Source organism: Ruegeria sp. CDSC045, from assembly GCF_059610725.1.
Map to the genome: position 1 here is coordinate 121,759 of NZ_JBXWOE010000005.1, position 15,986 is coordinate 137,744.

The 15,986-nt window shown below is 55.3% G+C and carries 14 protein-coding genes and 1 pseudogene; 8 read left to right on the forward strand and 7 right to left on the reverse strand.

The annotated features are described in order from the left end of the window. Positions 1 to 74: 74 nt before the first annotated feature. Complete coding sequence (locus tag AC2FH6_RS11180; RefSeq protein ID WP_496702595.1) at positions 75 to 1,160, reverse strand: hypothetical protein; 1,086 nt, start codon at positions 1,158 to 1,160, stop codon at positions 75 to 77. A gap of 94 nt (positions 1,161 to 1,254) precedes the next feature. Here AC2FH6_RS11180 and AC2FH6_RS11185 point away from each other — a divergent pair, with 94 nt between their 5' ends. Next, positions 1,255 to 2,184 carry a LysR substrate-binding domain-containing protein gene (locus AC2FH6_RS11185; RefSeq protein WP_496698230.1) on the forward strand — a complete coding sequence of 310 codons (930 nt, stop codon included), beginning with the start codon at positions 1,255 to 1,257 and terminating at the stop codon, positions 2,182 to 2,184. A 96-nt stretch (positions 2,185 to 2,280) separates the two neighbouring features. Continuing rightward, complete coding sequence (locus AC2FH6_RS11190; RefSeq protein WP_496702597.1) at positions 2,281 to 3,330, forward strand: aromatic ring-hydroxylating dioxygenase subunit alpha; 1,050 nt, start codon at positions 2,281 to 2,283, stop codon at positions 3,328 to 3,330. A gap of 43 nt (positions 3,331 to 3,373) precedes the next feature. On the opposite strand, the gene AC2FH6_RS11195 is transcribed toward AC2FH6_RS11190, so the two are convergent. Continuing rightward, positions 3,374 to 4,162: a phytanoyl-CoA dioxygenase family protein gene (locus AC2FH6_RS11195; protein ID WP_496698233.1), complete on the reverse strand. Its 789-nt coding sequence runs from the start codon at positions 4,160 to 4,162 to the stop codon at positions 3,374 to 3,376. 356 nt (positions 4,163 to 4,518) lie between these two features. Between AC2FH6_RS11195 and AC2FH6_RS11200 the strand changes: the two genes are divergently transcribed. The 6 genes and pseudogenes from AC2FH6_RS11200 (at position 4,519) to AC2FH6_RS11225 (ending at position 10,845) form a co-directional block, all read left to right on the forward strand. Then, positions 4,519 to 5,769: an FAD-dependent oxidoreductase gene (locus AC2FH6_RS11200; protein WP_496702599.1), complete on the forward strand. Its 1,251-nt coding sequence runs from the start codon at positions 4,519 to 4,521 to the stop codon at positions 5,767 to 5,769. A gap of 13 nt (positions 5,770 to 5,782) precedes the next feature. After that, a complete protein-coding gene (locus AC2FH6_RS11205; protein ID WP_496691490.1) occupies positions 5,783 to 6,040 on the forward strand; it encodes a sarcosine oxidase subunit delta in 258 nt (85 codons plus the stop codon). Continuing rightward, positions 6,027 to 8,897 carry a 2Fe-2S iron-sulfur cluster-binding protein gene (locus tag AC2FH6_RS11210; RefSeq protein ID WP_496702601.1) on the forward strand — a complete coding sequence of 957 codons (2,871 nt, stop codon included), beginning with the start codon at positions 6,027 to 6,029 and terminating at the stop codon, positions 8,895 to 8,897. Before AC2FH6_RS11205 ends, AC2FH6_RS11210 begins: the two co-directional genes overlap by 14 nt. Before the next feature lies 1 nt (position 8,898). Then, positions 8,899 to 9,396: a sarcosine oxidase subunit gamma gene (locus tag AC2FH6_RS11215; RefSeq protein WP_496702603.1), complete on the forward strand. Its 498-nt coding sequence runs from the start codon at positions 8,899 to 8,901 to the stop codon at positions 9,394 to 9,396. A gap of 124 nt (positions 9,397 to 9,520) precedes the next feature. Beyond that, positions 9,521 to 9,820, forward strand: a pseudogene (locus AC2FH6_RS11220) (RidA family protein); the annotation flags it as partial. A gap of 92 nt (positions 9,821 to 9,912) precedes the next feature. Beyond that, entirely contained in the window at positions 9,913 to 10,845 is a 933-nt protein-coding gene (locus tag AC2FH6_RS11225) for an AEC family transporter (protein ID WP_496691494.1), read from the forward strand. Positions 10,846 to 10,867: 22 nt separating this feature from the next. Here AC2FH6_RS11225 and AC2FH6_RS11230 read toward each other — a convergent pair whose 3' ends face one another. The 5 genes from AC2FH6_RS11230 to AC2FH6_RS11250 are packed head-to-tail and all read right to left on the reverse strand — an operon-like array spanning position 10,868 to position 15,978. Continuing rightward, a complete protein-coding gene (locus AC2FH6_RS11230; protein WP_496691495.1) occupies positions 10,868 to 12,166 on the reverse strand; it encodes an amidase in 1,299 nt (432 codons plus the stop codon). Continuing rightward, positions 12,163 to 13,380, reverse strand: coding sequence for a YlbE family protein (locus tag AC2FH6_RS11235; RefSeq protein ID WP_496702605.1), 1,218 nt, complete (start codon positions 13,378 to 13,380; stop codon positions 12,163 to 12,165). Before AC2FH6_RS11235 ends, AC2FH6_RS11230 begins: the two co-directional genes overlap by 4 nt. After that, a complete protein-coding gene (locus AC2FH6_RS11240; protein WP_496691497.1) occupies positions 13,353 to 13,979 on the reverse strand; it encodes a hypothetical protein in 627 nt (208 codons plus the stop codon). The genes AC2FH6_RS11235 and AC2FH6_RS11240 overlap by 28 nt, the downstream gene beginning before the upstream one ends. Beyond that, a complete protein-coding gene (locus AC2FH6_RS11245; RefSeq protein WP_496702607.1) occupies positions 13,979 to 14,611 on the reverse strand; it encodes a hypothetical protein in 633 nt (210 codons plus the stop codon). Before AC2FH6_RS11245 ends, AC2FH6_RS11240 begins: the two co-directional genes overlap by 1 nt. Beyond that, positions 14,608 to 15,978, reverse strand: a complete 1,371-nt coding sequence (locus AC2FH6_RS11250) for a Rieske 2Fe-2S domain-containing protein (protein WP_496702609.1) — start codon at positions 15,976 to 15,978, stop codon at positions 14,608 to 14,610. Before AC2FH6_RS11250 ends, AC2FH6_RS11245 begins: the two co-directional genes overlap by 4 nt. Positions 15,979 to 15,986: the final 8 nt, after the last annotated feature.

Consider the following 15,986-nt stretch of genomic DNA (forward strand, 5'->3'; position numbering starts at 1 on the left):
TAAGACCAACTTGATCGGGTCCTATTAACAATAGATCATCCTATCTGGGCGCGATTCGATCAAGTTAGGAATGATCAGATAACCGCACGCAATCCGATATTCGGATCAGGATCAGCAAACAATGCCGCCGCGCAGGAATGGCGATCGAGAATTGACGGTCCAGCAGGCAGCCGTTCAGCGTAAAAAACACCATTGTCCCAGTAAGTCTCGCCGTCGATCACAATGGTCGGATCGATTACGTTCCAGCTGATTTCACCGGGGGCATAAGCACCACAAGTGTGGAAATGCAGAATACGCGGATTGCCAAAAGCAGACCCGCCCCATCTTTCGTAATTTTCTCGCATATCCCAGGGATATCCGCAGCCTGGGTGAATCCCAGCATGCCATGAATGTACGAAATTACGATCTATGTCGAACTGCCCGGCAACCCGATCATAGTGGGCCTCAGCTCTTGCAACATTAGCAGGGTCGCCGTCAAACCGCGTTAGCTGGCCATTTTCCATGATTGCAAAAACCGGTTCGTCGAATTCGATAGTATAATTGTCATAATACCTCGACCCGGTCCCGGTAAGAAAACTGACGGCCACCCTGCCAGAAAAACTATGTGCTGGAACCGGTGTAAAGACGGACATTGGAAAGCGCAGGATCGAGGTATCCCCAGTGGGCTTCAGATCCATAATCGGGTGTCCACGTACATCAGTACCCAGCGGGCAGGTGATCCGGACTTCGTCTGCCGCATCAAGCACCGCATTGACGTCTGACTTGAGGTCCAAAAACGCATCGTGGTGGCCGTTCGAAAACCCCGAGCCCAGCAGTTCTTTGTTCACCGCAAAACTGACAATAATCCTTTTGCCCCGCGGCATGTCCGAAAACCGCAACTGATCGCCCAAGCGCGCCAAGAACAGGATGATGTCTGCAGCCCGAAATCGGACAAGAAGGTCGGGCGAGAGATGGGGGTTGTCAGGGTTGAAACCCACATCAACCGCATCAACAATTAGCCCTAGCTGCTGTGCCGCCTGGCTGACGATGTCTACACAATTTGAGTCGAAATACCCGAACTGCGGAGGCTCGTAGGCGATTAGCAACCGGTCGCCCGCTGTTGCATGGGCACAGTTCACCAGAAGGTTTAGCGCTCCTCGCCCGGGCGTTGTGTCGGACATCAGTACCCCCAAAGATTTGATCTTAGAAATCTAGAGCCCTGTATCGACTCTAATCCATTTGAAAGAAGTAATGCCTGACATTAGGATAGCTAATATGATCCTGAATTTGCCATATTCGGCGCTTCGCGCTTTTGAGGCGGTCGTCCGCCATTCCGGCTTTTCGCCAGCAGCCGAAGAGCTGGGTGTAAGTCAAAGTGCGGTAAGCCAGCATGTAAGGTCGCTGGAGGAATGGCTTGGCAGAGAATTGCTGGTGCGCGGTGCGCGTCAGTCACGTCCCACACGCGAGGGCGAACAGCTGGCTCTGGCTATATCCGATGGATTGGGGCGTATTTCTGACGTCTGCGCTCAGTTGCGGGATAAAACTCGCAGCGACCGAACAATAGTCATTTCATGTCTGCCGGGCTTTGCGTTTAACTGGTTGTTTCCGCGGCTTATTCACTTTGATTTGGCGCATCCCGACCTGTCGATTTCGATCGCTACAGATACCGGGCAGCACCCCTTTTCTGGTGCCGATGCGGATATCGGCATTCGGTATGGGCTGGGTGAGTACCCGGGGTTGCAGGCCGATCTGTTGATGGAAGAACGGCTTTTTCCTGTCTGTGCTCCAGCTCTGTTACCCGATCTTCATGGCATCAAAGATTTGTCTCGTCACACACTGCTTGTGGATGAAAACCTACGTCATGGTGCGGCTAACCCGACGTGGGAATTCTGGGCCCGGCAATGTGATCTTAACTTGCCGACAGTGCTGCGTACACGTCGGTTGGGGCAGTCGAATATGGTTGTACAAGCTGCAATCGAAGGGCTCGGCGTGGCGCTCGGTCGTGAGCCGCTCGTGATCGACGCACTCTGTGATGGCCGATTGGTGCGACCGTTCCCACATTTGACGCCATCTCCTTTGTCCTACTGGCTGGTGCGGCGGCATGAGACGAAGGATAGCCAAAAGGTCAGCGAATTCCTGAACTGGATTCATGCCGAAGCCAAAGCGCAACCCGACATCCCGCTGCTCGCAAACGAGTCAAATTAGTAGACCTTATATGTCCCATTACCAATCCAGCATGGCGAAGTGCGGGGAAATTACCCCATATTGGCGCAAGCTAGATATTGAACGGAGAGCGGGATCATGTATCTGAAAAACTGCTGGTATGTTGCCGCATGGAGCAAAGATATTGGTCGCGAATTGAAGGCCGAGACCTTTCTGGGCGAAAACGTCGTGCTTTATCGCCAGCAGGATGGCGCGCCGGTTGCCCTGGAGGATGCGTGCCCGCATCGCAAGCTGCCCTTGTCAAAGGGCAATCTGATAGGCGATCTGGTCGAGTGCGGCTATCACGGTTTGACTTTCGACTGCTCGGGCAAGTGCATAGACAGCCCCACCCAGCGTGGGATGACCCCGCGCCGTGCGGTTGTCAAATCTTATCCGGTGGTTGACCGCTATCGATTGCTCTGGATCTGGATGGGGGATCCGGCACTGGCAAATCCTGATCAGATTTTCCCCGTAGAGAATTTCGATAACACAACCTGGGGCATGACGGATGGTGGCGTGATGGATATCGATTGCCACTACCTTTGGGTCTGTGACAACCTGCTTGATCCCAGCCATGTGGCTTGGGTGCACGTGAGTTCGTTTGCGGGAGCAGGGACGGACGAAGAACCATTGAACGTGGAAAAAACAGATCGCGGTGTAATCGTGTCGCGCTGGATTGAGAACAAACCGCCTTCACCTTACTATTCCAAGCTTGTGACGTTCGGGGGCGAATGCGACCGCCTGCAACATTATGAGATGTGCATGCCTGCCATCGGGTTGAACAAGTCCATTTACACACCGGTTGGAACCGGTGGGTATGACAAGAGTCCGGTTGCTGAAACCTTCATCAATATCTCATATAATTTCATGACCCCGATTGATGAGGATCGGACGAGGTATTTCTGGTTCCAGCATCGTAATTCCCTTGCCGACGATGCCGAAGTGTCAACCTACATGAATGACGGTGCGCGTATGGCATTTCTTGAGGATAAGGATGTGCTGGAGGCAGTCCACAAAGGTATGAAGAACGCCACCACGTCGAATATTGATTTGGGCCTCGATGCGGGCGCCAAACAATTCCGACGCGTTCTTGACCGTGCTATCGAGGCCGAGAATACGTCACAGGAGGCCGTCGCGCGGAAGGCCTGAGATCTTGGCAGAGGGCTGGGAAATCCAGCCCTCTGCCGCAGATTTACGCAGTTTCGTAGATGACGGGGAACCGTCCACCGGCAAACGGCGCGCCCGGTTTAAGACTGTCATCATGCAGCCATTCGGTGACGGAATCGCGTGGCTCATAAGTTGCTCCGTCAACGGCAAAACGGATTGCATACCCTCGCCTGCGACGGGTGGTGGTTCTGTTACCCATAGCAGAATGAACGGTCATCCCGTCAAAGGCCAATGCATCACCGGGCTGCATATTCTCAAAATGGAAGATGTCGTAGTCGTCGCGGTTTGCCTCAAAATCTGGCATATCGATATAGTCGGGATTGTCCTGTTCCAGATAGTGTAGAAAACCACCGAGTTGATCGGTTTTGAACGGACGGTACTTGGCCCCCCACGCATGTGAACCACGTACAAATTCCAGCGCTCCATTGTCCGGGTCGACCGGGTCAAGCGCGATCCACATTGTCATGATCGGGCCGGATACCGGCCAATAAGGCTGATCTGTATGCCATCCGGTTTGAGTCTGCGTTCCCGGCTCCTTCACGAATATTTGGTCATAGATCAGCGATGTCCATGGGCTGCCAGCTACCTGAGACACGCGCTGGCCGATATCCGACTTCAGGCAATAGTCCTGAAACACACCCGGCGTTTCACGCATGTTCTTGTAGGCGAAATAGCGGTCGCCCTTTTTGATTTCGGTATCTACAGCGTGTCGCAGTTTGGTCAGCCATTCGTCAGATAGGATATCCCTTAGCAGCACGACACCGTCGCGTGCATAGGTATCCTGAACCGTCATAGTTTCAGTTGATGTTGTCATTGCTTTTCCATCCATAAATTCCACCCGAGATTGAGGGCGGTAAAAAAACAGGCGCTATGCGCCCAAGTTCTCATGGAATCAGGATGTTGGAGAGCTGCGACAGTTTATGATGAAACAGGGCCACTTCGACCGGGTTGACCATTTTCCGGCTAGGTTTCGGTGAAACTGTTTGATGCGAACATGCATGACGCACCCTACCCGAAATAACCTGACCGAACCAGCAAATACCGCAACAAGTCATGTACGCGATGCGCACGATGACTCGTTCAAATGCTGCGGCGCGCCAAAACGGGGATTGCATTTAGGTAAATTTATTTATTGACGAATATTGCTTCTTAGTTAATAGAATTACCAACATGCAAAAATACTCTGTGTTCTCACTCGCTCGAAACGCGCTCTCTGGCCATCGCAACTGGCCCTTGGCCTGGCGAAGCTCGCCCCTGAAAGACCAGTATGAAGTTGTCGTGATTGGGGCAGGGGGTCACGGTCTGGCCACTGCCTATTATCTGGCCAAGGAATTTGGCATTACCGACGTCGCCGTGCTGGAGCGAGGCTGGCTGGGCGGCGGTAACATCGCGCGCAATACGGTGACAATCCGTTCAAACTACATGCGGGACGAGTCGATCCCGTTCTATGTCAAATCAGTCGCGATGTACGAAGGGCTTACGCAAGAGCTGAACTTCAATATGATGCACTCAAAGCGCACCATGGTAGATGTCGTACAGACTTGGCCCAAGCTGCGAGAGCTTCGGCGACGGCAATTGGTCATGGACATCTACGGCTCAACTTACGAGCAGATCAATACAGACGAATTACGCCGTCGCATTCCCGCGCTGACTGGCGGAGGACCTGATGCTCGGCTGCCAATCATTTGCGGCATGGTACATACCGATGCGGGTGTGAACCGGCATGATGCAGTGGCCTGGGGATATGCCCGCGCGGCGGACGCGATGGGGGTCGAGATCCACCAGCAGACCGCAGTGCAATCGCTGATCCGAGGTGCAGACGGCGCGATCGACGGTGTCGAAACCAATCGCGGAACCATTCGAGCCAAGAAAGTTGTCGTAGCGGTGTCTGGACATACCACAACGTTGACGGAAACCGCCGGGCTGAAGCTGCCGTTGCGAACTATGAACCTGACAGCTTTTGTTTCCGAGCCAGTCCAGCCGTTGGTCGATGTGATCGTGAATTGCCCCGACAGCGGGTTCTATTTCAGTCAATCTGACAAGGGTGAAATGGTAATTGGCGGCGCGCCTGACATGGGCCAGAGCTTTCGCCGGGACATCAAGCAAAACGTGTTCGAAGATACTGTGACGACGATGTTGTCGTTGTTCCCGTCATTCAAAAAGCTCAAGCTGATGCGACAATGGGGCGGGCATCTGGATATCGCGCATGACGCCTCGCCTATCATGGATCAGACCGAAGTGCCGGGGCTGTTCATCACGGCGGGTTGGTGGGGTGGTTACAAGGCGATCCCGGCAGGCGGTCTGACCCTGGCCCATCTGGTTGCTAAGGGTCAGCCTCATCCGCTGATGTCTTCATTTACCCTCGACCGATTCCGTCATCTGGATTTTGTGATGGAAGCCGGCACCACAACCGCCCGATAGAGAGGACAGGACCATGTTGCTTATCCCCTGCCCATTCTGCGGCAAGCGTAACGAAAGTGAATTTATCTTTGGCGGCCCTGTCGGTGCCGATCGGCCTGATCCAAATGCCGTGAGCGACGCGGAATGGGTTGAGTACCTGACTGTAGCACCGAACCCGTTAGGACCGGTGCAGGAAAAATGGTGGCACGGGCGAGGTTGCGGTGAATGGCTGACAATCTGGCGCGATACCCGAACCCATGACATTGTGGAGGCACCCGATGGCTCAGAGTAATCGTCGTGCCTCGGGCGGGCGTATAGATCGCACCTGCCCAATGACGTTCCGGTTTAACGGAAAAACCTATGAAGGTTACAAAGGAGATACTCTGGCCTCGGCCTTGCTGGCCAATGGGGTCCGTATCACAGCCCGCAGTTTCAAACATCATCGCCCGCGCGGCATCGTTGGTCATGGACCTGAGGAACCGGCGACTTTAGTCGAGCTGGACGGTGAAGATTCATCGGGTAACCGTCCGGCAACAACTGTGCCGCTGCGCGATGGGCTGAGCGCCCGCTCAGTCAACTGCTGGCCTTCGCCCGAGTTTGATCTTGGTGGCGTTAATCAGCTGTTAGGACGCTTCATTCCAGCTGGCTTCTACTACAAGACATTCAAGTGGCCCAACTGGCATCTGTTCGAACCATCTATCCGCAAAGCTGCGGGGCTGGCGGCAGCACCCGCGCAACCTCCTACTTCGGGCCACTTCGAAGCGCGTCATGCCCATGCCGATGTGTTGATCGCTGGTGCAGGACCTGCCGGATTGCAGACCGCGCTGGAGGCGGGCAGGGCTGGCAAACGTGTGTTCATTGCTGATGAGGGAACAGAGGCGGGCGGCAGCCTGTTAAACCGGGATCTAAAAATCAACGGGCGATCCGCATTGGACTGGGTGGCTGAAGCTGTTGAAGAATTGCGTGGGATGGGCAACGTTATCCATCTGCAAAATGCAACAGTCTGGGCCTATCGCGAACATAATCTTTTGATCGTGAATGAACGGGAACCCTTAGAAGGCAGTATTCTGGAACGGAGCTGGCGGGTGCGTGCAGACGAGGTGGTTGTCGCCACCGGGTCCACCGAACGCGCCATGGTTTTTGCAGACAATGATCGGCCGGGCGTCATGCTCGCTTCGTCAGTACAGGCTTATGTCAATCGTTGGGGTGTCACTCCGGGACAACGAGTTGTTCTTTTTACCAACAACAACAGCGTTTACGCAGTTGCAGCTGACCTAATGGCAGCAGGTGTGTTGGTCGTCGCAATCCTAGACAGTCGCGATACAGTGCCGCAAGCCGCACTGGATATGGCACAGGGCGTCACCGTTCATACAGGCACCGTCGCCGCAGGTGTGCGAGGTCACAAGCGGGTGCGCGCGGTACGTGCAGTATCCGTCAGTAGTGGGGCGGAGACCTGGATCGATTGTGACCTGCTGGGCCATTCCGGCGGTTGGAACCCAACCGTGCATCTGTGGTCTCAATCCAGAAGTACTCTGCGGTTTGATGAGGAGTTGTCCGCTTTCGTACCCGATCAGGCCGCCCAAGCTTGCCGCGCTGTCGGAGCTGCCGCAGGAGAGTTGACGCTTGACGGGATTATCGAAGGAGGTTCGGACCTGCCCTATGCCATCGAGCCGCTATGGCGCGTAGACGTCTCGGGGCAACGTGGAAAGGCATTTCTGGATCTGCAGAACGATGTGGCGGTTAGCGATGTACACTTGGCCCTGCGCGAAGGCTATGACAATGTCGAGCACGTCAAGCGATATACCACCGGCGGCATGGGCATCGACCAGGGAAAAATCGGTAATATCAACATTATCGGTACTGTTGCGATGCAAAAGGGTGTGCCCTTGCAGGATGTCGGAACGACAACCTTTCGCTCTCCCTACACACCAGTTTCTTTTGGCGCGATCGGAGGCTTGCGCGAGGAAACAGTGTTGTTCCCCTACCGCCACACGCCGGTCACGCAGTGGAACAAGGACAATGGTGCAGTGATGTACGAAGCTGGCGCCCGTTGGCAGCGTCCTGGATACTTCCCCAAACCTGGAGAAGGGTTGCAGGAGGCTGTGAACCGCGAATGTCGTGCGGTGCGCGACGGTGTAGGCGTCTATGACGGCTCCCCCCTCGGCACATTCGAGCTGAAAGGGAGTGATGTCCCGCACTTTCTCGATTTTCTTTACTCAAATGTCATGTCCAGCCTGAAACTCGGTGATGGGCGTTATGGTCTCATGCTGTCTGATGACGGGTTGATCCTGGACGACGGGGTGGTCTTTCGACTGGACGAGCACCGTTGGATGATCTCAACGTCGACGGGTCATGCAGACGCGGTTAACCAGCACATGGAAAAGCTTCTTCAGACTGAGTTTCCCGACTGGCAGGTCATGATCACTACTGTGACCAGCCAATGGAACAACGCTACCATATGCGGCCCCCACGCACGCCATGTCATGCAGGCGTTGGGAACAGATATTGACCTGTCGTCTGAGGCCTTTCCTTTCATGTCTTTCCGCGACGGCACCGTGGTTGGGATCCCGGCCCGCGTCGTGCGTGTCAGTTTCACTGGCGAGCTGTCATTTGAGGTCAACGTCGCGCCGCGCCACATGGCTGCACTGTGGAACAAAGTGATCGAGGCGGGCGCGCCCTTTGGCATTCTGCCAGTGGGTTCGGAATCCAGCCACGTTCTGCGGGTCGAAAAGGGCTTTCTGTCACTGGGGCATGAGGTGGACGGCACTGTAGATGCCTACGATCTGGGTATGGGATGGGTCATGTCGAAGAAGAAGCCTGACTATTTGGGTAAGCGTTCGATTGGGCTGCGTCGTGAAGGTGGCGGCACCCGGCGAGAACTGGTTGGCATTCTTCCTGAAGACCCCAATCGACAAGTGCCCGAAGGTGCACCGCTCACCCCCGGAGGCCGAAAAGAAGCCACCGAGGGGCTCGTCACCGCCTGTGTCTGGAGTGTGGTGAACGACCGTTGGGTCGGTTTGGCGTTGCTGGAAAACGGGCACGCGCGGCATGGGGAATCCGCCCATGTGCGCCTGAAAGATGGGGTGATCCCGGTCACCATTACCAAGCCGGTGTTCCACGACCCCGACGGCAAATTACTGAGGTCCTGAGATGAGCTATGACGTACAGATCACACGCCAGAGTCTGAACGCACTGTTCGATCTCAAAGGGGCATTGGCAACGATTGAAAACTGGGTGGGGGACGCTTTGCCCCGTTTGTCCGATAAGCCTAATAGACGAACAGAGAAAGATGCGATTGAGCTGTATCACATCGGGCGAGACCACTGGATCGCCCGTGCTTCGCTGGATTTGGAACAAACGTTGAGAGCACAGCTCAAGCCTACCGATTGTCCCGCCAATATCAGTATTGTGCAGATTTCGGATACTCTGGCCTTTTTCAAAGTAGTGGGTCCGCAGGCGGGCGAAGTGATGGCCATTGCCTGCCCGTTGGATCTGCATGACACTGCATTCGGCAAAGACGCTGTCACCTATACTGAACTGTTTGGCCTCAAGGCATTGGTGATGCGATGCAAGGATGGTTTCGAATTCGCTGTCGAACAGAGCTTTAGTGACATGGTAGAGGACTATCTGGCTCGCGCCGTCACCTGAAGAAAGGGATGCCATGACCCGCACACATATCCACAAGTACCAGACCCGCTATCACGCGCAGGCGACCTATTCCAAAGCGATCCGGGCCCGAGGTGATTTTGTGTTCATGTAGGGACAGGTTGGTACTCTGCTGGACGGAACATTGATTGGTGAAGGCGATCCGGGCGTACAGGCAGATCAGGCCTGCCGCAACATCCAGCGCTGGATGGAAGAAGCCGGGGGCAGTTTGGCGGATGTCTGCAAACTTACCGTCTATGTCACCGACATCTCCTATCGCCCCGCCGTTTACGAGGTGATCAATCGCTGGTTTGACGGCGTGCACCACTGTTCGACCGGTGTTGTCGTGCAGGGATTGGCTGATCCATCGTTATTGGTCGAAATCGATGCAATGGGCGTCATCGACGACGAGTCCGAAGCATCCTGATGACCGAGGTACAATTTCGGCGTCGAATGACATTGATCTTCACTCTTTGAAAGTGTCGGGTTGGGTGTGTTCATTTTTGCCCACGGATCGCCATGCTGACGACACTGACTTCCATCCTGCCGATCTTTCTGATCATCGCTTTGGGCTTGGCTCTTCGAAAGGGCGGCATCCCCAGCACCGATTTCTGGAACCTGAACGACAAGCTTGTCTATTGGGTACTGATGCCTTGTCTGCTGTTTACCAAAATCTCGCTGTCGCCACTCGATAAATCCGCGCTTGGCCTTTACTCGGTTACCATTCTGGGCGGGTTTGTTGCGGCGCTGATCTTTGCCTTCATAAGTGCGCGCCTTTTTGGGTTCGCGGCACCGCAAGGTACATCGATACTACAGGGAAGCGCTCGGCATAACTCATTCATCGGGCTGGCGCTGGCGGCAAATCTTTTTGGTCCCACAGGATTAGATATCGCTATTCTTGCGACTGCGATACTGGTGCCGACCACCAATATCGTAATGGTGGTCATGCTGGTCGGTGCACTGCAACGCGACAATGCCACCAGTTTGCCTGTTGCAATCCTGCGCGAGCTTGCCCGCAATCCTTATGTTATTTCGATATTGCTTGCGTTCGGCGCCAACCAGCTGATCGGTGACCGGATCCCGGTTTTACATGATGTAGCAGACGTTTTAGGGGCCGGGGCTTTACCGATTACCCTGTTGGCCGTAGGCGCAAATTTGAGAGTGCGCGCTATGGCCGCCAGTGTGCTACCGCTTATCCTTGCGTTCTTAGGCAAGATGGTGGTCTTCCCCATAGCGGTACTGGTGGTCGGGTTGGCGGTTGGATTGCCCCGGGATGTGCTGCAAATTGCTGTCGTTTATTCTGTGGTTCCAACTGGTGCATCCTCGTACACGCTGTCAAAGCAACTGGGTGGCGATGCCCCTTTGATGGCAGCGATTGTCACATTGCAAACCCTGATCGCCGCAGTGAGCATCCCTCTGTCTTTGGCAATACTGCTGCCGCTGGTCGGTTGATACAGCATCCAGAGAGCGGGATTTATGCTGCTCGGCAGGATACCTGCAGAATCCCGTGCACCCATTGGGCGATGTCCAGCAATCGCTTATCTGCTCCGCACGGGCCGATCAGTTGTATACCTAGCGGTAGACCAGAGTGATCCGTACCAAAGGGCAGGGCGATTGAGGGCACCTGAAGCAGAGTCCACATCCGCGAGAACACCGGGTCACCTGTCGCGCCAAGCCCTGCCGGTGCCGGACCAGGAGCTGAGGGAACCAACAACGCATCCACGTCGCGGAACATTTGATCCAGCATGGTTGATGCACGGTTACGGGTCTCAACCGCAGTAAGATATTCGTCTTCTGTAACCAGCAGCCCATCGGCTATCAAATCGTGGAATTGCTGGCTGATACCGGGGACGCCAATTTGGTACTCTGTTTTGCGAAGGCGGGCTGCCTCGTACCCCATGACGGTTATTTGCGCCTGTGTAAGCTGGGAAAATATCGGCGGGTGCGTGATTTCACCTGTTTCCGCACCGGTCGCGGCAATGGCTGCCAGCGCACGTGTGCAGGTGTCGCGCATCTCTATCGATCCGTCCGCCCAATGGGGACCACGCATCAGGCTGACCCGGGGCAACGCAACGTCGTATTCAGGTGGCGGTGTCAGTTTTGTTCCACGCAAAACGGCATCTGCCAACACCAGATCACGCGGATCTCTTGCCAGAACTCCCAGCGTGTCAAGGCTGCCTGACAAGCCCATAACCCCGCTCAGATCATAGTTACCCGTGGTCGGTTTGAGGCCGCAGATACCGCAATAAGCGGCCGGCCGGATCAAAGAGGCAGCTGTCTGCGAGCCAAATGCGAGCGGTGCCATGAAGTCGGCGACCGCAGCGGCAGACCCGGAGGAAGAGCCGCCGGGGGTATGTCCAAGACTTGCCGGATTTGCAGTATTGCCCGGTCGAAAATAGGCAAACTCGGTTGTGACCGTCTTGCCAACTGGGATCGCCCCTGCGTTCAGAAAAGTCTGGACGCATGTCGCGTTTTTGTCTGGTTGTCGATCGGAATAAAGATCGCTGCCCCAACCTGTTGGCAAAGCTTCAGTGTCGATAATGTCTTTGATAACAAAAGGTACGCCATGGAGCGGCCCACCGATTGGAAGTGTATCGGCAGCGTGAGCAAGCTCCATGGCGTGATCCGCATCGAGGTACTGAAACGCCCCGATCGCAGGCTCCCGTTGCGAAATTCGGTCCAGATGTGCCGCCATCACCTGAGACGGTTTGACTTCACCCTCGCGGATCAACCGGGCCAATTCATGCGCGCTGAACCTGTTTAACTCCGTCATTTCTCCAACGTTTCCATGGCCACAGCGAAGGGGGTGACCGGCATGTCATAAATACCCCCTCCCAGCCGGCCAGCTTCGCCAAGCTTGTCGAGGATACCCAGACCAATTACCGGCCCCGACCCTTCAGCCACCGCGCCGCGTGCCGTGCTGCCTAGTCGAATATCTAGTGTTCGAAAATAAGGATGTGTCCCTACGGATAGGCCGGAACTGCGCGCTTGAGCGTTGTCGGGCAGAAAGGCACCCAGACCCTTTTTCTGATCTGGGCTCAATTCGATGGCCATGGCGCCGAGTCCGAAAGCCTCAATTACGGCGCTGTCACCGATTGCTCCCAATGCCCTGTCCTGGGGCACATCGACTTCGAATTTCCCTTTTGGTGGATCGGCTTGAATTGTAAACCATTGGCCGGGTAAGCCCGAAATCTGGATACCAACCTCGTGCCCGTTGCCACCGGCAGCAGTGACAAAACTTGAACCTTCGACACCTTCGGCCAACTTCATCATGCATTTTGTGGCTGCCATCCAAAGATTGAGGAACAGCGACGGCGAGCTAGCCATGAAGGCCAGCGCTTCTTCGTCTTTGATCCCGCCAATGGTACGATCTTTCAGTTCGGCGACAAGCGCGTCTGTTGCAACGGGTGTTCGTCCATGGCAGTCGTCCCCCCCTACCAGGCCAGTCACGGCCAGCGGCACAAGTGCGATACCTTCGGCGAGCCCATTGTCCAACACATCCACAAATCGGGTGTTGAGCCAGCGGATGTGCTCCAACACTGCCATGGATCGTTGACCCAGCCGCATCGCTGGACGGCTGCCCGCATTGATCGGTGTGAACACACGTTGCTGCCCGCGCCAGGCATCATAAATTGTGTGTAGCGGCATGTCTGCCGAGACAACAGCGGCCAGAGGAGTGACAAGATCGTGATCCTGAGCGGGTTTCAACTCGATTTCACCATTTAGGATCATCGCCTCGGCCTGGTCGAAATCCCGAGCAAGCCCCTGCCAGACTGCTGCGACGCAAGCTGAATTAAGGATCGGGGCCGTGATTAGATTGGGATCGGCAAAGGCCGGCCCTGCATGAAGCAGTGTGTTTTCCGCAAGCCCCAACGCGTCGGCGGCCGTGTTGAACCGGTTCCAGACCGGCTGTGTTACCATTGCCCTGTCAAATGCGAGTTGATCCGCAGGATGCAGCATCACGGATTCTCCGGCGGGATGATCCATGTCTCCGAGAAATATAGGAACGCGGTGGTCGTATCGTAGCCGGCCTGTACCCTTGTTCCCAGCTTACCTGGCAGCCATTTGCCATTGACAATAATCTGTGCCGAATGCGCCGGCACGAGTAGCGAAAACATGTTCTGTTCGCCCGAGGCAACCTCATGTGGCGACAGTTCCAGCGCCCGTGGCGGTTGGAGCCCCTCCCAGACGAGTTCGACGGTCAGGCTCTCACCTACTATTGTCTCGGTATAGCGGTGGCTCATCGGATCGCCGGAGGTTCGCACAGCTTGTGCGCCGATTTCAGGCATGGTGGCAAATGCTGGTGCATCGGCAAATGCAGCCAGTTTGCTGATGAAGTTCTTTTTCAGGAATGTGGTTAGATCTGGATTGTCGCTGAGGATCACATTTGGAGCCTCTGGCGGTCCTTCAACCTGATCAGGTGTCCCATAAAGCAGCAATACCTGACCCTGTCCGACAGGCGACCAGGCAACGCGAAAGAACAAAGCCATCGCTGTGAAATCGCCATTGTCGTCTTTTAGCAGAATGCCCGGGTTTTCACCTGTCCAATCTACGGTGCCCGGTGTGACTGGCTCGGTCAATGGCATCACAGATCCTCCTGTGGCGTTACCCAGGTTTCCGAAAAGGCTAGAAAAGCCGTGCTCATGGTTCGGCCAAAGAACTGCCGATCGGCAACGATGCCTGGCAGGGGCGTACCGTTGATCACGACCTGTGCGGATTTTGCTTCCAGAAACACCGAATACATTTCATGCTCTTTGGTGGCCGAGTTTTCCTTGGTCACTTCGACCGGCAAAGGTGCACCCATGTCGTGCCAGATCATTTCGACCGTGACGCCTGATCCACGTAATGTTTCTGAGTAACGTGCCTTCAAATTGCCAGGACGCTTTTCGACACTGTCGCAGTCGAGCCAGGTCATCGCCTCTAGACCCGCTTTGCCGACGAAGGTCGGCATTTTGGTCACCCAGCCATCCACGATCCAACGCATCAAACGCTGGTTGTCGGTCATGATCAGATTTGGAACATGTGGCCAACCTTGCGCCCGATCCGGTGCACCTAAGATGATTGCCGCGTGACCGCGACCATAAGGCGAGAGCACAACGCGGAAAAACAGTGCCAGAGTATCATACTGTTCCTTATCAGCGTTCTGCTTGAGGTAAATGCCCGGGTTTTCACCTGACCAGTCAACCCGGCCAGGGTTGTGAGGGATACGCGTGGTCATGACCAACTTGCCTCGTATGTTTTTAGTGCCTCAATGATGAAGGCTTTGCGATCATCGCCCTGCAAGTGATCGCCGGACATGTAAATCTCGGCCACCCGATGCGAGATCTCCTTGAGAACTGCACCATCGTCGCGCCCCTCCTGAACGGGAATTCTCAGCATCGTATCACCGGCGTAGGTTGGGATGATCTGTCCGGAGAAATTGTCAGACGGTTGTGCCGGAGGTTCTCCGTTTTGCAGCGCGCGGATGGCATTTCGCAGCAGCCGGCGCGCCTTGGCCACCCCCCGGTCGGAAAAGCTGAGATTTTCGCGTGAATGGATATTTTTGGGCCCCTGACTAACCCAGGCATCATAGTCGCCAGGGTCACGTTGCCGCATTTCATATGGGCGATCGGGATCCTGCCCATAGAAGTCGGTCTTGCCAAAGCCCACTTTGCTTTTGTCAGTCAGGCCCTTCGGGTCATCGTTGGCATCAGCGTTGCGGAAATGACGCCAGGCAATGACCATGGTGTTCGTGTCGTCAATGGGTGTGATCCAGCGCGACAACCCGCAACGCCCAAAATAACGCGGCCCGTTTGGCACCGGGAAATGCCCACCGTTCTGGGTAAATGACGGCAGCATATGATCATGGATACGGATCCAGACGATGTCATCTACACGCCGCACATTGGTGTAAAAATCACCAGTGGCACTGGCATGAAACTCAATCATCGGCATTTCGGCGAAGGCGTCGATGAATTGGCTGCGCACGGCCAGCGTATGAAGATAGACCACATGAAACGGATCCCAGGCGTTCTCCATGACCTGAAGCCAGTTGCAAGGGGATTTGATCAGGTAGGGCACCAGCTCGTCACCCTCATCATCGAAAGTGTCCATTACAGGGAAAGGAGGTTGGGCTTCGGGTGGACCCATATAGGCAAAGGCGAGTCCTTTGTATTCGATCACAGGATACGCCCCCAAACAGGCCTTTTTCTTGACTTGTGATGCGGGCGGTTCGCAGGGGGTCTCCAGAATGGTGCCGTCCAGCCCGTATTTCCAACCGTGATAAGAGCAGCGAATGCCGCCTTCCTCCACGATCCCGAACTCAAGGCTCATGTTGCGGTGGCAGCAATGCAAGTGAGTCAGCCCCAGCTTGCCTTCTTTCTTCTCGCGAAACAGTACAAGGTCTTCGCCCAGAATGCGTAAACGATAGGGCAGATCACCAACCTGATCTGTCATTGCCACCGGCATCCAGAACCGGCGCAGATATTCCCCGCATGGGGTGCCAGGGCCAACCTCAGTCAGTTCCGGGTCAGGTTTCTGAGCCCAAACTGACTGCTTGTCATGGCCTCTAAAATCGCCTTTGGGGGCGTCGAAATGGTCATTCATGGCGTCCT